This is a genomic window from Acinetobacter larvae, assembly GCF_001704115.1.
In the GTDB taxonomy this organism is placed as follows: domain Bacteria; phylum Pseudomonadota; class Gammaproteobacteria; order Pseudomonadales; family Moraxellaceae; genus Acinetobacter; species Acinetobacter larvae.
On sequence record NZ_CP016895.1, the window covers coordinates 2,569,727 to 2,590,018 of the forward strand.

At 41.0% G+C, this 20,292-nt stretch carries 17 protein-coding genes; 14 read left to right on the forward strand and 3 right to left on the reverse strand.

Annotation, left to right across the window (positions count from 1 at the left end; genetic code table 11):
• The first annotated feature begins 57 nt into the window (after positions 1-57).
• The 6 genes from BFG52_RS11550 (at position 58) to BFG52_RS11575 (ending at position 9,075) form a co-directional block, all read left to right on the forward strand.
• Complete coding sequence (locus tag BFG52_RS11550) at positions 58-1,206, forward strand: efflux RND transporter periplasmic adaptor subunit (RefSeq protein ID WP_067556280.1); 1,149 nt, start codon at positions 58-60, stop codon at positions 1,204-1,206.
• 22 nt (positions 1,207-1,228) lie between these two features.
• Positions 1,229-2,764 (forward strand): DHA2 family efflux MFS transporter permease subunit, encoded by a 1,536-nt coding sequence (locus BFG52_RS11555; RefSeq protein ID WP_067556283.1) that lies wholly within the window; start codon positions 1,229-1,231, stop codon positions 2,762-2,764.
• A 32-nt stretch (positions 2,765-2,796) separates the two neighbouring features.
• The gene (locus tag BFG52_RS11560) at positions 2,797-3,531 is read left to right on the forward strand and encodes a siderophore-interacting protein (protein ID WP_067556286.1); all 735 of its coding nucleotides are present in this window, start codon (positions 2,797-2,799) and stop codon (positions 3,529-3,531) included.
• 469 nt (positions 3,532-4,000) lie between these two features.
• Entirely contained in the window at positions 4,001-5,308 is a 1,308-nt protein-coding gene (locus BFG52_RS11565; RefSeq protein WP_067556288.1) for an acyl-CoA dehydrogenase family protein, read from the forward strand.
• A 757-nt stretch (positions 5,309-6,065) separates the two neighbouring features.
• On the forward strand, positions 6,066-7,499 hold the full coding sequence (gene phrB / locus BFG52_RS11570) for a deoxyribodipyrimidine photo-lyase (protein WP_067556292.1): 1,434 nt from the start codon (positions 6,066-6,068) through the stop codon (positions 7,497-7,499).
• 172 nt (positions 7,500-7,671) lie between these two features.
• Positions 7,672-9,075 carry an LLM class flavin-dependent oxidoreductase gene (locus tag BFG52_RS11575; RefSeq protein WP_067556296.1) on the forward strand — a complete coding sequence of 468 codons (1,404 nt, stop codon included), beginning with the start codon at positions 7,672-7,674 and terminating at the stop codon, positions 9,073-9,075.
• Between the two features lie 88 nt (positions 9,076-9,163).
• Here the strand turns inward: BFG52_RS11575 and BFG52_RS17155 are convergent, their stop codons facing one another.
• Both BFG52_RS17155 and BFG52_RS11580 read right to left on the reverse strand, forming a co-directional pair.
• Positions 9,164-9,328, reverse strand: coding sequence for a hypothetical protein (locus BFG52_RS17155; protein ID WP_169817569.1), 165 nt, complete (start codon positions 9,326-9,328; stop codon positions 9,164-9,166).
• A gap of 50 nt (positions 9,329-9,378) precedes the next feature.
• Positions 9,379-10,182: a hypothetical protein gene (locus tag BFG52_RS11580; protein ID WP_067559499.1), complete on the reverse strand. Its 804-nt coding sequence runs from the start codon at positions 10,180-10,182 to the stop codon at positions 9,379-9,381.
• Between the two features lie 424 nt (positions 10,183-10,606).
• On the opposite strand from BFG52_RS11580, the gene BFG52_RS11585 reads away from it, so the two are divergent.
• The 5 genes from BFG52_RS11585 to BFG52_RS11600 all read left to right on the forward strand — a co-directional run bounded on the left by BFG52_RS11585 (position 10,607) and on the right by BFG52_RS11600 (position 16,705).
• The gene (locus BFG52_RS11585; RefSeq protein ID WP_067556300.1) at positions 10,607-12,052 is read left to right on the forward strand and encodes a cytochrome ubiquinol oxidase subunit I; all 1,446 of its coding nucleotides are present in this window, start codon (positions 10,607-10,609) and stop codon (positions 12,050-12,052) included.
• A complete protein-coding gene (gene cydB / locus BFG52_RS11590) occupies positions 12,045-13,049 on the forward strand; it encodes a cytochrome d ubiquinol oxidase subunit II (protein WP_067556304.1) in 1,005 nt (334 codons plus the stop codon). The genes BFG52_RS11585 and cydB overlap by 8 nt, the downstream gene beginning before the upstream one ends.
• Before the next feature lie 33 nt (positions 13,050-13,082).
• A complete protein-coding gene (locus tag BFG52_RS17005) occupies positions 13,083-13,208 on the forward strand; it encodes a DUF2474 domain-containing protein (RefSeq protein WP_099092636.1) in 126 nt (41 codons plus the stop codon).
• A 308-nt stretch (positions 13,209-13,516) separates the two neighbouring features.
• Positions 13,517-14,950 (forward strand): aminotransferase-like domain-containing protein, encoded by a 1,434-nt coding sequence (locus BFG52_RS11595; protein ID WP_067556307.1) that lies wholly within the window; start codon positions 13,517-13,519, stop codon positions 14,948-14,950.
• A gap of 348 nt (positions 14,951-15,298) precedes the next feature.
• Positions 15,299-16,705, forward strand: a complete 1,407-nt coding sequence (locus tag BFG52_RS11600; RefSeq protein WP_067556310.1) for a DKNYY domain-containing protein — start codon at positions 15,299-15,301, stop codon at positions 16,703-16,705.
• A gap of 120 nt (positions 16,706-16,825) precedes the next feature.
• Here BFG52_RS11600 and BFG52_RS11605 read toward each other — a convergent pair whose 3' ends face one another.
• Complete coding sequence (locus BFG52_RS11605) at positions 16,826-17,284, reverse strand: DUF6097 family protein (RefSeq protein ID WP_067556313.1); 459 nt, start codon at positions 17,282-17,284, stop codon at positions 16,826-16,828.
• 332 nt (positions 17,285-17,616) lie between these two features.
• On the opposite strand from BFG52_RS11605, the gene BFG52_RS11610 reads away from it, so the two are divergent.
• From BFG52_RS11610 to BFG52_RS11620, 3 genes are all read left to right on the forward strand, one after another.
• Positions 17,617-18,402 (forward strand): crotonase/enoyl-CoA hydratase family protein, encoded by a 786-nt coding sequence (locus BFG52_RS11610; RefSeq protein WP_067556316.1) that lies wholly within the window; start codon positions 17,617-17,619, stop codon positions 18,400-18,402.
• A 144-nt stretch (positions 18,403-18,546) separates the two neighbouring features.
• Positions 18,547-19,464: an alpha/beta hydrolase family protein gene (locus BFG52_RS11615; RefSeq protein WP_067556320.1), complete on the forward strand. Its 918-nt coding sequence runs from the start codon at positions 18,547-18,549 to the stop codon at positions 19,462-19,464.
• Between the two features lie 132 nt (positions 19,465-19,596).
• Positions 19,597-20,181: a TetR/AcrR family transcriptional regulator gene (locus tag BFG52_RS11620; protein WP_067556323.1), complete on the forward strand. Its 585-nt coding sequence runs from the start codon at positions 19,597-19,599 to the stop codon at positions 20,179-20,181.
• The last annotated feature ends 111 nt before the right edge of the window (positions 20,182-20,292 follow it).

Below are 20,292 nucleotides of genomic sequence, written 5' to 3' on the forward strand. Positions count from 1 at the left end.
GTATTGAGTTGATTCTAGACATAAAAGTTCTAGATAGAAAAGTTCTAGGTAGAAAAAATGACTGATATTGAAAAAGCCGACAAGAGCACGGCACAATCTGCTCGTGGAAAAAATTTGATGCTGGCTTCTGGCGTCACCCTACTGACAGCAATCGGTGCAACGGGTTATTACATGATGAATGGACAAAATAGCCAAAGCACAGATAACGCTTATGTCAATGGCCATGTGGTAGATATTAGCCCGCGTATTACTGGGTCTATTGCAAAAATCTATGTTGACAATACCGATCGCGTACAGGCAGGTCACGCCTTGGTCGATATAGACCAAAGCGATGTCAATATTGAACTAGCAGCTGCACAAGCCGATCTGGCGCGTATACGCCGCAATGTAACAGCATTATTTACCCAGCAAAAACAATCTGATAGTAAAATTCATGCAGAAAAAGTACTGTTAACAAAAGCACAAGCAGATTTCAATGCACGACGTGGTTTGGCTGATCAAGACTTGATTACAAAAGAAGAGCTTCGACACGCCGCTGATGCAGTAAAAGTTGCCCAAGCCAATGTCGACCAAGCAATTGCAGCCCAACAACAAGTGCTAGCACACATCCAAGGAACAGACATTGATCATCACCCAGAAGTCCTATTGGCCAAAGAGCGGGTTGAAAAAGCCCTACTCAATATGCAACGTAGCAATATTATTGCACCTGTCAGTGGCATGGTGGCACAGCGTACCGTACAACTGGGTGAGCAAGTCGCAATAGGGCAAAAATTGTTGTCCATTATTCCATTAGATCAAATGTGGATCGATGCCAACTTTAAAGAAACCCAACTCAGTGGTATCTGTGCAGGGCAAGCAGCTGAAGTCACCATAGACAGCTATGGTCGGAAAATTAAATATCGCGGCAAAGTTCAAGACATTATGGTGGGCAGTGGTTCGGCATTTTCCGTACTCCCGGCACAAAATGCTACCGGAAACTGGATTAAGGTGGTACAACGCGTTCCTGTTCGCATTCAACTCGACCCCAAACAATTGGCCCAATATCCACTGCGCATTGGTCTTTCTGCCGAAGTCAAAGTGGATACGACGCGTTGTAACCCCAGCACCACGATAAAAAATAAAACGCCGTCTACCCCCCCACTACAGTCCTTACAGATTGCAAAACCCACATCATTCAACATGATGTTGACACATTGGGATATCTAGGTCTTCTCATGAGGAAATGTTTATGACGACTCAAACTCGTCCGATTGAACCCTTATCGGGCATGGCACTCATGATCGCCGCCATCGCAATCGGTTTGGCGTCCTTTATGGCGGTCACAGATATTACCATTGCCAACGTCTCTGTACCGAGTATTTCTGGTGATCTCGGGGTCAGCCCAGAAATCGGTGAATGGACCATTACTTTTTTTGCAATCGCCAACTCAATTTGTATTCCATTAACGGGTTGGTTATCGAGGCGTTTTGGTCAGCTTAGATTATTTATTATGTCGGTTACTGCCTTTACCATTGCCTCTTTACTCTGTGGCATGGCACAAAGTTTCGAAAGCTTATTGGCATTTCGTATTTTACAAGGTGTGGTTTCTGGTCCAATTGTGCCCCTGAGTCAAGCCCTCTTAGTGGCAATTTTCCCACCCTCGAAAAGAACATTTGCTCTATCGATGTGGGCAATGACCAATATGGCAGGTCCTGTTGCAGGACCGGTATTGGGTGGATGGTTGACCGATGCATATAGCTGGCCTTGGATTTTCTTCGTCAATCTTCCCATTGGTCTTATTGTGGTCGTGGTAACCGGTATGATGTTGAAAGGACGTGATACAGCAACGGCTAAGCTTCCCATCGATACCCGTGGTTTGATTTTATTAGCTTTAGCCATCGGAACATTACAACTCACGCTAGATCGTGGTCGTATTTTGGATTGGTTTTCATCGCCATTTATTATTACCACCAGCATTATCTGTGTTTTAAGTTTTATTTTCTTTGTTATCTGGGAATTGGGCGACAAGCATCCAATAGTTGATCTCACCCTGTTTAAATACCGCAACTTTAGCATTGGTACCATTGCAGTTGCGGTTGGCTTTGGCTTGTACTTTGCCGCATTGGTGTTAATTCCACTCTGGTTGCAAATTGATATGCGCTATACCGCCACTTGGGCGGGACTCGCTACCGCACCCATGGGAATATTTGGCATATTACTTGCGCCTTTGCTGGGTCGTTGGATACAACGCAACGATGCGCGTATTTTTGCCAGCCTCGCTTTTATTGCCTGGTCCTTGGTCGCATGGTGGCGTACCTCAATGACCACCGAAGTTGATGTTAGCTTGATCGCCTTAAGCTGTTTAGCGCAAGGTATTGGTATTGGGTTGTTTTTAACGCCATTGGTGTCATTATCTCTCAATGGCATACCACCAGAAAAAATCGCATCTGCTTCAGGTTTACAGACATCTATACGCATGATGGCAGGAAGTTTAATTGCATCTTTGGCACAAACCTATTGGGATCAACGTTCCCGTTATTACCAAAATGTTTTGGTCGATTCCCTCGAGGACAGTCGCCCGGCAGTGGCTACGACCATGCAACAAATGACTGCACAAGGGCTCACAGAACAGCAAAGTTGGCAGGTCATTTGGCGAGAAACCATCATACAGGCAGACATGCTCGCCTTGAATGACTTCTTCTTATGGTCCAGTATCGCCTTTGCACTTTCTATTGTGGTGATTTGGTTTGCACGTAACCCTCAAGCTTTATCGACCAAAAAATAGATGATTAATCAATTTTTTTAAGGAATGACCATATGTTTGTTGATCAAACTAAACAACATATCCAGTGTATCGTGTTATCCGCCATCACGATTACACCTCATATGCGCCGTGTAGTGCTTGGCGGACCAGAACTCAGTGCATGGCTGTCGAACCCACAAGTCCAAGTTCCCGCCGCTTGGGTTAAGATTTTCCCGCCGGGTATCAAAGGAAGAGCATATACCATCCGTTCAATTGACTACCAGAAGTCGACTATTTGTATTGATTTTGTAATGCACAGCAAAGAGCATGAGAAGAATACGGTATCGGCATGGGCAAGCTTTTGTCAGCCCGGCGACTGTGTAGAAATCGCTGGACCACGCAGTGGCGGTTTTAACTTGCAAAGCGACACGGAGTGGTTATGGATTGCTGCGGATCTTACCGCCTTACCTGCAGCCATTAACATTATTGAGTCTTTAGCAGCTGATTTTCCAGTCACGGCATTCTTTGTAATTGACTCACTCTTAGATAAACAAGAAATCGACACTGTCGCAAAGCTACAAGCACGCTGGCGGACGTTGGCAATTCGTCCAGATACTGGTGCCATGCGCAACCATATTATGAAAGATATCAAAGCTCTGCCCCAGGGTAATGGTCAAGTCTGGATTGCTGGAGAAGCACGTTGGAGCAAAGGCTGGCGTGACTTCTGGTTGGACCATCAGCAATTGCCAGCATCACGAATGAGCAGCAAAGGCTACTGGAAATTGGGTGAACAAGATTATCGAGATTAATTTTTCGCACGATTTATCGCACCTAAGAGGGCTGCCGCCGTTTAGGCTGTAATTTAAATAAAAAGCCGATGCGCCATGTTGCATCGGCTTTAATGTTTAAATTGAACAAAATTGACACAGCGAATATCTCATTAAAATATACCTCTATTTATAAATAAAATAGAGCCCGATTTTTTAAACTGCAATAAAATGATGTATCTCATTAAAATGAAGCACTTTCAATATCCATCATTTAATACAGTATGACTGTATTATAAGCAGCATGATTGCACGCACATCACAAAGCACCTCTAATCTAATTGAAAAACTTATTTAAACAGAGTCACTCAAGCAAGCTAAATATTTTTTTTATATAAATAAGTCAGAATAAATTTTATCTCTGAAAAATATTTTAATAGCAGAAAAACTGTATTTCCGTATTTAAAAAGATGGTTACTATCATATTTTTATAATACTTGGCAGTAGTTTTATGACTTCACTCAATATACCGACACTCAGCAATTTACAGCATCGTCCGCAAGCAGAAAGCACGCAAATTGATGCCGTTTGGGGGCAAGGACCATCGGCACGCTATGATCAATTGGCTGCGCAGTTTCGTCCTATTTTTGCCAAAATCAAAGCAGCAACCAAAGAACGTGAACAACAACATATTTTACCGACAGAACAGATACAGTGGTTAAAAGACAGCGGCTTCACGCGACTGCGCTTACCCAAAGCTTATCAAGGTTTTGATGCAACGATCCCAGAATTATTTGCGCTTTTAGTTGAACTTGCTGAAGCTGACTCTAACCTTCCACAAGCCTTACGGGTACATTTTGGGTTCACAGAAGATGTTTTATTAAGTCGCGCCCCCACTTTTCGTGAGACTTGGTTACAACGCATCGCCCAAGGTCAAACTGTAGGGAGTGCTTGGTCCGAAGGTGGACAGCAATCTATTGACCATTTCAGTACCCATTTAAGCCAAGATGCAGAAGGAAAAGTTTATTTAAACGGCGAAAAATATTACACCACGGGGAGCTTATATGCAGACTGGTTAGATGTAGGAATTACTGATTTAGATGGAAATTCTGCCTCTATTTTAGTGCCACGGACCGCCTCAGGTGTTGAGGTGATCGACGATTGGAATGGCTTTGGTCAGGTCTTGACAGCGAGTGGAACTGCAAAATTTCATCAAGTCGAAGTCGATGCCAAAGATGTCTTACTCGATGAAGTGCGTTTTAAATACTCAGCAGCATATTATCAGTTAGTACAGTTGGCGATTATTGCGGGATTAACTCGGGCAGCACATTATGATGTAGCTCAGCTGGTTGAACAGCGTACCCGCAACTATAGTCATGCCAATAGTCAGCTGGTCAAACAAGATCCACAAATTCAACAAGTCGTTGGCAGGATTCGTGGCATAGCCTATAGCAATAATGTTTTGGTCGAAAAAAATGCACAAGCTTTGCAGCGTGCTTTTGAAGCAGGCTTACAACAAGATGAACAATATGAAGCCGACCAAAATGCTATTGCTGAGTTAGAAACAGCACAAACCCAAAGTATTATCAGTGATTTAGGTTTAGAGGCTGCATCAATTTTATTTGATGCCTTAGGTGCTTCAGCAACCAACAAAGACCTCGCCTTAGATCGATATTGGCGCAATATCAGAACTTTAGCTTCACATAACCCGCGGATATTTAAAGATCGAATTGTCGGTGATTTTAGTATTAATGGCACACTTCCGCCCTATCAATGGCGCATTGGTCAAGTTAAAAATAATACGGAAACGCTAAAATAAACACAATCTGCCATGGCAAGTTGTTCTAAAATAGTTTTTAATAAGCCTAGTCTCTATTTAGTTGAAATAACCATAACAATAAATAAACAGCGCAGGTATTCAGATTGGATACCAATATTGTAGACTCCACCCATTGCTTATAAACAATGGGATTTTTTTTGACTAAACCTCTAAACATATATTTTTTATAAAGTTTTAAGCTTATTTTTTACACCATATATTAAAGAAAATTAAAGACAATCTACTGTTTATATGGCATTAATATATTATTTCCTGCATTTCAATATGCAGTATGCTGATGCAAAAACACCCTATTTGATATTTTTAAAATAATAATTTTGAGTCCGTGAAGCTTGTGATCATGCGCAACCTGACTGGCATTAGATTGTCCTGTTTCTGCGAAGAATCAAAACAGTTGATGTACTTAAACAGGTTTTGCGCATGAAAAAGTTTTGTGTCACTTTTTAAAAAGTGACAATACGAGCTCCAAGCATTGGATGAACTTCGGTCAGACACCGCCGTGATGATTTTAAGAACTTATTTTACCAAAGTAGAAATTTTTTTTGCCAAAGTATAATTTTGCCGAAGCAGAAAATTTCCGAAGTAGAAAATTTTGCCGAAATAGAAATAGCAAATCATCAGGATAATATATCGATCTGAGTCGCCATAGTTTTGATTTAAGTTTCTACAATATACTTCTAGGTTGAGTGCTGATTATACTGGCTGATCGCGAAGATCATTTGACCGAGGTAATAACATGCAATTGATGTGGTTTCGACAAGATTTGCGAATTGAAGATAATGCTGCGTTATGGCATGCCACCCAAGCGGGTCCATGTGTCGCATTGATTATCCTCAGCCCGCAACAATGGCAATTGCATGATGATGCGACCGTTAAAATAAATTTTTATTTACGACAAGTTCAATATCTGGCTCAACAGTTGCAGCAGCTCAATATACCACTACATGTTGCACATTGCGCAAACTGGCAAACAGTAGCCGAGTGTATCGTAAAGCTGTGTCAACACTACGATATCCATGCTGTGCATAGTAATATGGAGTTTGGCTACAATGAACAAAAACGTGATCTAGCGGTACGCCAACAGTTGAGCAAGCAGCACATTGCTTGGCAATACTATCAAGATCGGACATTATTCCCAGTAGGCAGTATTCGCAATCAATCTGGACAAGCCTATCAAGTCTTCTCCGCTTTTAAAAAATATTGTTATGCACAATTCAGCCTGTCTTTGCCACAATGCTATCCAGCCATTCGCCCGCAACAACACACGAAATTTCCCAATGTTCTACAAGCACTTGAAGATGTATTGCAAGACTATGTAGTCGATGAAACACTGCTTACACGTTGGCCTGTCGGTGAACACTTTGCACAACATTGCTTAGATCAGTTTATCGATACGGCTTTAGATCGATACGACCAAACACGTGATTTTCCAGCACAAACAGGAACGAGCCAACTCGCGGCTTATCTCAATATCGGTATCTTATCAATCCGGCAATGTCTCAAGCGTATTTTTAATCCATATGGTCAGTTTTATTTAAACAGCACAGGACAACAAACTTGGCTAGATGAGCTACTCTGGCGTGAGTTCTATCAACATATATTATTTGACTACCCACAGGTCTCCAAACACCAACCCTTTAAAGCGGCAACCCGCGCCTTACAATGGCGTGATGCGCCTGACGATTTACACGCTTGGCAAAATGGACAAACCGGTGTTCCAATCGTTGATGCAGGTATGCGACAACTTAAAGCAACAGCATGGATGCATAATCGTGTTCGCATGATTTGTGCAATGTTTTTATGCAAAAATCTCTGGATCGATTGGCGCCATGGCGAACGTTATTTTATGCAACATTTAATGGATGGTGATCTGGCTGCCAATAATGGCGGGTGGCAATGGTGTGCATCGACTGGAACAGATGCCGTACCCTACTTCCGCGTTTTCAACCCGATTAGCCAGTCGCAACGCTTTGATGCAACAGGTGCATACCTGCGACAATGGCTGCCTGAACTGGCACATTTGGATGATAAAAGCATCCATGATCCTTATGCCTATCAAGCAGATCTACCATTGGACTATCCTCGACCCATCGTCGATTTAAAACAAAGTCGCCAAGCCGCGATAGCAGCCTTTCAACAGCTCTCATCCACACACCACTCTCATTCATAAAATGGTCGCTACGATAATCACGACTGTAAATATCAATATCAAAGATTCTTAAACCTAAAGTGGATATTTTCATAAAAATTTTATCTGCTAACCAAGCATATTTTTCTTATTAATGTTTTCTGTATTTATTGCATAACATCGTCTGTAACTTAAACGATGTATATCGAAGACTATGACTCAACTCATTCGTTTTAATGCTTTTGAAATGAATTGCATTGCGCACCAATCCCCTGGTTTGTGGCGTCATCCTCAAGATCGTTCTACTGAATATAAAGACTTAGAATACTGGACAGATCTTGCCAAAATTTTAGAACGTGGCATATTCGACGGCATTTTTATTGCCGATGTATTGGGGATTTATGATGTTTATCATGCTTCTGCGGAACATGCGCTCAGCGGCGCAGTGCAAGTCCCCGTCAATGACCCTTTACAAATTGTTCCTGCTATGGCTGCGGTAACCAAACATTTAGGCTTTGGTGTAACCACGTCTATTTCCTTTGAACACCCCTATCCTTTTGCGCGCCGTATGAGCACATTAGACCATTTGACCAAAGGTCGTGCAGGTTGGAATATCGTGACCTCTTATTTGCAGAGTGGCGCCAAAAATTTAGGTCAAAAAGATCAGCTCACCCATGATCATCGTTATGATATTGCTGATGAATATTTAGAGGTGTTATATAAGCTCTGGGAAGGTTCATGGCAACAAGATGCAGTACTCAGAGATAAAAAACGCGGGATTTTTGCCGACCCCAACAAAGTCCATGCAATTCAACATGAAGGTAAATACTTTAGCGTGCCAGGTATTCATCTCTGTGAACCCTCACCACAGCGTACCCCCGTTTTATATCAAGCTGGGGCATCTAGTCGAGGTCAACAATTTGCCAGTCAAAATGCCGAATGTATATTTATTTCTGCGCCCACCAAAGCAGCCGTTAAACAGTTCAACGACAGTATCCGACAACGCTTAGTTCGCGAAGGTCATGAGCCGCATTCGGTACTCATTTACACCATGCTGTCTATTGTAGTCGATGAAACAGATGAAAAAGCGCAAGCTAAATTTGCTGACTATCAAAAATATGCCAGTTATGATGGTGGACTGACCCTGACCTCTGGTTGGTCTGGGGTAGATTTTGCACAGTTTAAATCGACCGATCAGGTAGAATATATTGAAACCAATGCTATTCAATCGATGTTGGCATCTTATGTGAATGCCGATCCAGAACGGATTTGGACCATTGAAGAAATTGCCAAGTGGACCAGTATTGGCGGAAATGGTCCTGTACTGGTAGGTTCAGCAAGTACCATCGCTGATCGCTTACAAGAATGGGTTGCCGAAACCGGAATCGACGGCTTTAACTTAGCTTATATCTTGGCACATCAAAGTTTTAGTGATGTTGTAGACTATGTGGTACCAGAATTACAGCGTCGCGGGGTTTATCCAACACAATATCGTGAGGGGACGCTCAGAGAAAAACTATTTGGGCAAGGTCCTTTATTGTCAGATCAGCACCGTGCAGCACAATACCGTCAGCGAGCACAACAACAACCTGTTCAACCAGAGCAAGCGACAGCTTAATTCCAAACCAGCTTTATGCCTATGCGGATATACTGACATCGCCCACAATCGGGCGATGTCTTCCATGCAATGAGGCTGGGAGAAAACCTTATTGCGTGTTTTGAACCTGACTATTATTTTGTTTATGTTTCTGAGATGGCATATAGTCTGGTTCATTACTCACCGCCAAATAGAATATTCCTAAAAACAAACAACCCAACAAGATACTAATCACCACAGTAATCACTGGAAATTTTTGTTTCTCTAAAGACATGACGTCACTCCTCTGAAAGGATCAAATAACATGAATAGCGTGGCTCTACGCTAGGTAGTATCTTTGCTATATTGCATACGCGTTTGCATATATTCGCTATATACAGAAATCCGCTCAAAAATATGTTCGGCATAGAACATGTCATCCATCAGTCGGGTGAGCTGTTCCATATTTAGACGCTCTATATGACTGAATAACAACGCATTCCGATGAGCAAAATCACTACACAATGCTTTATGTACATCATCCTTATTTTTAAACAATAATTTACGACCATTCATTTCTGCTGCTGGTAATAAACTCTGCTGATATTGGCTATAAATCACCACAATCTTAATTTTCAAAAAGATTTCGATTTGACGAATTAAAGCGCGATCAAACTGTTTATCAGTGATTAAAAATAGGGTTGATAAGTCACTACGGCATAAAGCCTTGATTAAACTTTTAAATAACACATCGCTTTGGCTCAGCTGTGCGTCCTGCAGATCAAGATAAACATGAAAATTCTGTAGAACATCATCGACATTGACCTGTACTGGCTGTTCTGCTTGGTAATAACGATTTAAAATCGCTAATAACTCAGGCGTTGCCGTTGTACTGTAAATGACAGACTTGTTTAAGTTCGCCAAAATAAAAGGCGCAAATAAATAAGCCAGATTACAGTCTTGCTGGGCAATCGGTGCTTGTGCGATATAAATTAATTTCTCAGTAGAAAAGTCTCGCAACACCTTGGCACGCAATAGATTCGCTTCTAAATTTAAGTAATCAAGCCGTAATTGCGCCAATAATGCCGATGATGGCGGGTCATCTTCAAACATCTGAACGATCGCATTTAATTCTGCTGTCACAAACATTGCTTCTGTACCCATAATTATTTACTAAAAATCATTCAACACATCAAATCTACATGCTATAGCACGCTTTCACATCATTTCGCGCAACAACAAAGCCATTAGCCATACGATATGGTTGTATTGTCTATCAGTGTTCAAAATGCGTATAGAGACAGAAAGTGAATAAAAAAATATAACAGATCCATCTACATAGCTAAAACTGTTATATAAAATAATAAAAAAACTGTATCTATACCAAAACAGATTGAAAGTTGATTATTATAATAATCATTGGATTGTGTCTTGAAGCACCGCTCTTGTCGCGAGCAGATCTGATCAATCGGCAACCACGACAGCGCTGCACGATGTTCATCATGCAATGAAACGATTTTATTTTGATTTTCCAATCAACAACCCTTTGGTCGTTGATCGTGGGAGAGGATATATGGATCTTGGTCTAACCGCATTAGAATTGGCACGCATACAGTTTGCCTTTACTGTTTCTTTTCACATTATCTTCCCAGCCACCTCTATTGGTTTAGCATGCTTTCTGGCTATGTTGGAGTGGAAATGGCTGAGGAGCCAAAACCCCATCTATAAAGATCTCTTTCAATTTTGGATCAAGATCTTTGCTGTTGCCTTTGGTATGGGCGTAGTCTCTGGTGTGGTGATGAGTTATCAGTTTGGGACGAATTGGAGTGAGTTTTCACGTGTTGCAGGCAGTGTTACAGGTCCACTACTGACCTATGAAGTGCTCAGTGCATTTTTCTTAGAAGCAGGCTTTTTGGGTATTATGCTATTTGGCTGGGGGCGTGTCAGTGCCAAAGCGCACTTCTTTGCCACCCTGATGGTTGCTATTGGTACCTGTATTTCAATGTTTTGGATTTTGTCGTCCAACAGTTGGATGCAAACACCACAAGGTTTTAGTCTTGAAAATGGCATTATTGTGCCCACAGATTGGTGGGCAATCGTCTTTAACCCCTCCTTCCCTTACCGCTTTGTTCACATGGCAGTAGCAGCATTCTTAGTCTCTTCGCTACTGGTTGTCGCCACAGCAGCTTGGCATCTCCTCAAAGGTCGTCGTGACGAATTAGTCAAAAAATCATTTTCGATGGGACTCTGGATGGTGCTTGCGACCTCTTGCGCACAAGTTTTGGTCGGTGACTTTCATGGTTTAAATACCTTAAAACATCAACCTGCCAAATTGGCAGCGATTGAAGGGCATTGGGAAACCAACCATGATGAAGGCATGCCCTTATTATTATTTGCATTGCCAGATATGGAAAATGAACGCAATCATCTAGAAGTGGCGCTCCCCAATGTTGGCAGCTTGATTTTAACCCATAGTATCGACGGCACAGTGACTGGTCTCAAAGACTTCCCTGCTGAAGATCGCCCCAATATGGCTATTGTATTTTGGAGCTTCCGTGTCATGGTCGGTCTAGGCATGCTCATGGTTGCAATGTCATTATTTGCCTTATATTTACGTAGAAATGGCAAAATTTACCATAACAGCTGGTTACATCGCTGGGCAGTATGCATGGGACCAACGGGTTATATCGCACTATTGGCAGGTTGGGTCACCACAGAAGTAGGTCGTCAGCCTTGGGTGGTCTATGGCGTGATGCGGACCCATGATGGTTTATCCCATAGTGTCTCTGCGGACCAAGTCGGCTTAAGTCTGATTATTTTTGTAGTGGTCTATGCCTTGGTATTTGGCAGTGGAATTTATTATATGCTGAAACTGATGAAGACAGGTCCACAGTTTATTGAAGCCGTAGATTTACAACCTGCTGGTCATGGTCATTTTAAAACCCCTCAGCGTCCATTAAGTGCGGTCGATGAACCCTTTGATCAAAATGATTCAACCAAGGAGAAACACCATGATTGATTTGTCTCTGATTTGGGTCGGTATTATCGGGCTCGGCGTGCTCATTTATGTCGTACTCGATGGTTTTGACCTTGGCATCGGTATTATGTTTCCCTTTATTAAAGACCAGCAAGAACGTGACGTCATGATGAATACCGTTGCGCCGGTTTGGGATGGAAATGAAACTTGGATGGTATTGGGTGGTGCGGGTTTATATGCAGCCTTCCCCTTAGTTTATGCCACTGTACTTTCTGCATTATATTTGCCAATTATTCTTATGGTGGTGGCACTGATTTTCCGTGGCGTTGCTTTTGAATTTCGTTTTAAAGCCAACCGTAGTAAATATCTTTGGGATTTAGCTTTTATTTGGGGTTCAATTTTATCGAGCTTTATGCAAGGCGTCATTTTGGGTGCTTATATCCAAGGTATTGAAACTCAAAATGGTATTTATGCTGGTGGGGCTTTGGATTGGTTAACGCCGTTCTCACTCTTTACGGGTCTCGGTGTGGTGGTAATGTATGCAACCTTAGGCTGTGGTTGGTTGATTTTAAAAACAGATCATGAATTACAGCAAAAAATGTTCCAGCTCATGCCGAAAATGATAATCGCGCTATTGGTTATTTTTGCGGGTGTGAGTCTATATACTGCACTCACCCATGCTGAGATTGCGGCACGTTGGTTTACTACCCCCAATTTATTTTATTTTAGCCCTGTGCCTTTATTGGTGTTGCTCTTTGTTGGACTCATTTTAAAAGCGTGCAAAAACCATCAAGAATTAAAACCATTTGTTTATACATTGGCTTTGGTATTCTTGGCATTTAGTGGTTTTGTAATTAGTTTATGGCCGAATATTATTCCACCTTCCGTCACGATTTGGCAGGCGGCATCACCACATTCTAGTCAATTATTTGCCCTGGTTGGGGCGGTGATTTTAATTCCAATCATTATTGCTTATACCATTTTATCGTATTGGGTTTTTCGCGATAAAGTCCGTGTTGGTGATGATGGCTATCATTAATGTCGTTGATATTTATAGAGAAGGAGGCTACATATGGCAAAATTCAATATCAAGCTCAACAAAACACAATGGTTTATCGTGCTCTGGTTAGCGGGTTTTTTAGGCTTAGCGCTGATTGCTGGTCTATTTAAAATGCTCTTATTATTGGCCTATCCATAATCATTGCATCACATCGATATAACAGGATAAAAGGGCAATGCGCTGCATTTAGTCGTGTATTGATGCTAAACCGATCAGGGCAATTCGTCACTTATATGTCAGTACAGGGATGTACAGCACTTTATTTCATATAAATAGCTGTATTTATTATATAAAAAATAAAATGCTCCATGGTACAAAGCATAGCGGTGATAAACCGTGTTGCAGTCAACAAGAAATTTATGTTTAACCTGTCATATTTTCAATATGCTTTTCAATGCGCAGTGACTGCGTGTGATTCAATTTTTGCTTTAATTATTTAGCCCACTATGTATAAATCAGAACAATTAGCGCATAACCTGCGACTTTTAATCGATAATGGTACTTGGCCCGCTCACAGCAAATTACCATCCCTACGCCAGCAAGCGCAGAGCTCTGGATATAGCTTAATGACCGTTATGAACGCCTATCAAGAACTTGAGGCACAGGGTCTTATCTATGCCAAGGAAAAATCGGGTTATTTTGTTGCAGAACACCTGAGTACGCAAGTTCCTCAAACTTATAGCGTGGTTTCACTGAATCCTAAAATTGAAATTAACTCACAAGTTTTTAAGTATTTGAAATCGACACAACATCAGCAAATTGTGCCTTTAGGTTCTGCCTTTCCTGATCATCAGTTGTTGTGCCCGAGTAAATTGATTCAAATTATGGGGCAATTGGCACGTAATCGAAAAAACTATGAACAAAGCTCAAACTTACCGCCTGGTAATTTTGCACTACGCCAACTGATTGCTCAGCGTTATTGTATGCAAGGCATAACTACCGATGCTGATGATATTGTCATTACCTCAGGTTGTTTAGATGCACTCAATTTATCTTTGCAAGCAATTACTCAGCCAGGTGATTATATTTTATTACAACAAACCATTTTCTATGGTGCGTGGCAAGCCGCAGAACGCCTCGGGCTGAAGGTGATTACCATTCCAGAACATCCGCAACATGGTTTTGACCTCGAAGCATTTGAACAGGTCATTCAGTCCTATCCCATTAAAGTCTGCTGGTTTATGCTCAATGCGCATAATCCGATTGGCTTTACCGTGAGCGATGAGATTAAATATAAAATCGCTAAATTATTACATCAACATCAAATTCATTTAATTGAAGACGATGTGTATGAAGAGCTATTTTATGGTAGTAAAAAACCACTTCCGATGAAGTATTTTGACCAGCAAAATCTGGTTTTACATTGCTCCTCATTTTCAAAAACTTTGGGTGCTGGTTTTCGAGTCGGTTGGGTCTATGCTGGTAAGTTTTCTGAACATATACAACATTTACAATTAATGAGCACCATCTCGGCAAACAGTCTCATTCAAAATGCATTGGTTGAGTTTTTATCGCATCATCATTATGAAAAGCATCTGCGTGGTCTAAGACGTAGTTTAGAAAAGCACAAGAAGCAATTTTATCTCTATCTCAAGCAGCATTTACCTGTAGGCTGTGAGATTTTTAATTATGCCAGTGGCTATTTTTTGTGGATTAAATTGCCAGACCATGTCAATAGCATAGAAATCTATGAAGATTTACTAGAACAGCATATTGGCGTGACACCAAGCCCATTATTTAATATCTTGCAATCACAACAGCATTTCCTACGGATTAACTGTTCCTTTGAATGGCATAGCGATATTGCACACGCTTTGGACCAACTTAGTCAGAGTATCCAAAATCATTTAAAGCTTCGTCAAATCACCCACTCAGCCTAAAATCCACTACCAGTATGCATACTAAAAAGTGGTATGCATACTAACGTGGCATGAATTAAGACTGTGCGGATACTCAAGACAATGTTGCTTCGCACATAAATACCTAACCCTCTGGAGAGGCTGCAAAGTCTATAGCACAGAGCTCGGTCATGCTATTATACTTTCTGCCCTATATTAACCCGACATCAAGGCGCTATTTTATTCGCCGTAGTGAGAAGATAGGTGTTTGAGGATGATTTAATCTTAGAGTGATACAAATACCGTATGCCGAATTCGTCCAAACACCCAACAAAACTAAAAAAGATTTTTATTATTCTATGTACATTACTAATCCTGATCAGCTGTGTTATGTGCTTTATATTGGTGGCAAAGCTAAGTAATAGCCATGATCATAGTACAAATCAGCAAAAGCTTGGAATATTTCATATTGAGGGGCAAAAGGTCTATGCCAATATTGCACATGGTGGTACTTATTGGATACAACAAGCCGATGCACACAGCTTCCATTTAATTAGTGATAGAATTAAATATCGCCAATTGGCTGCAGATCGACAGCATGTTTATTGTGGTCAACAGATTTTAGCTGGTCTAAATGTGCAACAACTGAAAATAATCGCACATGGTTATATCACTGACGGTCAAAGTACTTGGTATTGTGCTCCGCAAAGTCAAGAAATTGCTAGCCTGTCGACCATACAACAAACCTTACAAAGCCTGCGCTATTTTTTAAATCTTGGCACTCCACCAGTCACTCATGATTATCCTGCTTTTAAATTACCAGCATCAAAGCAACATTATCATGCTCTTCTCGATACTGACCTACTCACAGATGGCACAGCAGTCTATTATCGTGGCCAAGTGCTTCCATATGCCAATCCTCATACGTTAAGACAGATTCCACAAAAATATGCGGATGGAACCTATCGACCCAGTCCTGTTTATCTGGCTGATGGGCAACGGGTGTATTATCAAAACACTGTACTTGATCTCAAAGATAATCCCGACATTTATGTTTTGGTGATTGATCAAAGTCATCAAGAAAATTATTTATTTGAACCGCACACAGGTCAAGTTTATGTAAGAGATTTAGCTTTTGAGCAGAAATACCGTCCTTATCGTGTAATCTCTCAATATGGCGCACATATTCAACATACTTTATTTTTAAGTCCGTCAGGCATATTTTATTTTGATGCAGAAAAACGTAAAATTATTGCACTAAGAGACAACCCATTTTTAAATGGCAACTTTAAAGAAATCGCACCCTTGGTTTATGCGGATGGTCAGCAAGTGCTCTACTTAGAGACGAAAAACGCCTATCAAGGTCATAAAAGAACAATGGCGAAAGCATATTTTAGCGTGTTATATCGTTTAAATGACGCCCAAACAGCAGCATGGCAACAACTCAAGCAATATGACAACCATTATAGCCTGTGGCAACATGGCGAACATTTTTATTATTTTGACCAACTTGGTAGTAGTCAGCTGATTCAAAAGACTATTTACCGTATTAAAGATCTAGAAAGTTTGCATATGCTACAACATGCCAGATTATCTCCTCAGCAAATCCGCCAGCTCATTAAACAAGATAAACTCGTCGAACCTCAGCGTACAGCCCTGTTGACCGTCAAATCCAAAGTGGTTTATCGCGATCAAAAAATGATATGGTTTATGATCATCACTATTTTAGTATTATCATTTATATTATTTTTAGTGCAACGATATAGAATATATCGCCAGTCATCTCCTGCAACTTAGCGATATATTACTGCTCGGTTATTTATTTTAATTGATGTTGCTATTTGCCAGTTTTAATGCAGATGTTTTGATTTATACACTGCCAGATAGACTAAACATGACCATAGCAACAGACTTCAACTAACGTTGGGTACGTGCTAAGAATGCAGTAATAACCTGCTCTTCATATTGCTCAGTTTTGCGATTGAGTGCGTAAAAATAAATAATCGTCGCAATAAATATCAGAGCATAAATAATCATCAGTGCACTATTTTCAATGGCAAAATTTAATAGCTTCTGACTCACTTCAGCAACTTTCAAATCAATTGCCCATTTACTCAAAATACGGTCAGCAAATAGAAATAGAGCAAAAATCAATGCTGGCAAAGCCAAGATGCCGCTTAAATAATTGACTGTATTCTTTTTCTTGAGAAAATCTCGATACTGCTGTGTGCCAAGATAAGCTTCAATTTCTATTATTTGCGCTGGATACTCATCTCTAGATTGGATTGGTAAATCCCTTTGCTCAATATATTGATGAAGCTCTTTTAACTTCTGGGCATTATCCACTGTTTTACTCAATGTACTTAAAATAGACATAACAACCTGTATAACCTTAAGAATACTGTGTCATAACACAGCAAATCTAGTGCAAAATATAGTTCAGCTATTTTATAAAATAATTATCATGGATATAAACTTTTTAAATAAAAAATAACATTTTCTGGTGATGCTTGGCTTTAAATCGTCATTTAAGCACCAATCACGCACATGATCATCAACATCATGCTTTACAGTCTGCGGCACCTCATATGCCAATCCGCCTTGTGTCTGTACAGTTCACGCATGATAACGATTCAAAAATTGACAATTTTTAAATGATCGTTTAAAAACATAATCTATCACAACGCTTGTATGCAAGGAGCCTATGCATGACACAAATTGGTCAAGTCACGACTGAAACACGTGATCATATTTTTTGTATTGGATTAGATCGTGCTGCAAAACGCAATGCTTTTGATAGCCATATGATTCTAAGCTTATCTCAAGCATTAACCCATTATGAGCGTGATCCCGAATTACGTTGTGCTGTGATTTTTGCACATGGTGAGCACTTTAGTGCTGGTCTAGATTTACTTGAATTGCAAGACAAAATTTCAACTGGTATCTTCCAGTTTTCAGCCGAACAGATTAACCCATGGGGTACATCTGGGCTACAACGCTCTAAACCCGTGGTCGTTGCTGTGCAAGGCACCTGCTATACCGCAGGCATTGAACTGATGCTCAATGCAGATGTGGCCATTGCCAGTGATGATTGTAACTTTTCACAAATGGAGGTGTTACGTGGCATTATGCCTTTTGGCGGTGCTACGGTCCGTTTTGTACAAGCTGCCGGTTGGCAAAAAGCCATGCCCTACTTGCTTACAGGTAAAAATTTTGATGCGCAGACAGCATGGTCACTCAATCTAGTCTCTGAAGTCGTTGCAAAAGGTCAGCAATTACAACGTGCTTTACAAATTGCCGCAGAAATTAGCCACGCTGCTCCTCTGGCGGTACGTGCATTACTGCATTCAGCACAGCAAGCGCTGGCACAAGGACCAGATGCCGCTTATGCCGCACTTGATCAAAGTATCTTGCCGTTATTTCAATCACAAGATGCGCAAGAAGGTGTTATGGCCATGTTAGAAAAGCGTGCGCCGCTCTTTCAAGGGCGCTAACGATAACCCACAATCGAGATACTAAGCAGTAAAAATATCTACAGCACAGACTATATCTACTACAGCATATAAAGCATATACAGCAGTAGATCAACTATAGCGTCAGCCTCAAAAGCCTGAACAACAAAAAGCAAAGGACTTTATATGCAAAATTCTGACTCCACCGCAACTGATTCATCTGTACAGTCATGCCAATTTTATGCGGCAGATGCTTATCCCTTACAGGCGCTTTATTATCCCAGTGCAACACCGTGCCAAGCACGTTTAATTATTGCCAGTGCAACCGGTGTGCCACAACAGTTTTATCGTCGTTTTGCTGAATATGCTCGTCAGCAAGGTTTTGATGTGCTCACTTTTGATTATCGTGGTATTGGACTGTCCGCACCAGCAACATTGAAAAATTTTAAAATGGATTATTTAGATTGGGGGAAATTAGATTTAGCTGCGGCAATTGATTATTTTTATGGTAAAGATATTCCACTTTTTATCATCGGACATTCATATGGCGGACAAGCGCTAGGACTCTGTCCGAATCATGATAAAATCAGTGCCTATTATACCTTGGGCACGGGTGTGGGCTGGGCTGGTTATATGCCCTGGCCAGAACGAATGAAAGTCAATGTGTTCTGGAATATGGTCTTTCCGCTGATGGCTGCCAAAGATGGTTATATTGCATGGAGCAAGCTCAATATGGGCGCCGATCTCCCCTTGGATGTTTATAAACAGTGGCGCCAATGGTGTAAAAGTTCTGAATATTTTTTTAATGACCCCATCCGTGGACAGCAGTTACAACAGCAATTTGCACAAGTCAAAATGCCAATCTTTGCATTGACCGCCAGTGATGATGAATGGGCAATGGCAAAATCGAGAAATGCCTTTGCCAAATATTATCGTCAAGCAAAGGTACAATGCCTCGATATTCAACCCGCACAATTTAAACTAAAACACATTGGTCATATGGGATACTTTCGTAAAGATGCTCACTTGCTCTGGGCGCAAATACTCGGTACATTGCGCGATGTCATTGCTAAACAGCCCAAGCCGCAGTGTGCGATGCGCTAGTTTCTATGCGTTAGCTTTCTATTCACTGGTTTCTAGCCCTGATGCCTATAAACCAGTTCTCTATAAGCGAACTCGCTGTAAACTAGTTTTTAACTTTATAATCTTTTATTTTGATAAGCTGTAACCCATATTATGCGCCCAGCCAAACTAACCCAAGAGCAAATTATCCAAAAATGCGCGCTATGTTTTAAGCAACATGGCTATCATGGTACCAGTATGCAAATGCTGGCAGAGGCGTGTGGTTTAAGCAAGGGCGCATTTTATTATTATTATCGTAATAAACAAGATTTAATCAGCGATATTCTAAACAGCTTACATCAACACTTAGCCACCACAGTCTTTGCAATTGCTGAGCAAAAACAACGCTCATCACTGCAACGTTTCCAAGAGATGCATCACTACGCCAAAATCTTTTTTAGTCAGGGCGAAAAAGGTTGCTTAATGGCTATTATTTCCATTGAAGCACTTTATGCAATGCCAGCATTATTAGCACCTATACAACAGTTTTTTGCCGATTGGCAAACAGCCATGTTGCACTTATATACAGCGCATTATCCCCCAGTAGAAGCTGAACGATTGGCAAAAATGGCCATTGCTGATTATGAGGGAGCAATTTTAATGTTCCGCCTCAACCGTGATCTAGATTATATCGATCTTATTGAACAACGCTTTATACAACAACTTAGCGTGCCTTTATATACTGCAACTACGCCGTAATCATCAACACAATATATAAAACGTCATTGCATTAATCTGCACGGTACACTCATTGGCATAGTACAAGCAAAACCAATTGGCACAGGCATTAACCTCTTGTTGCAATGGTTT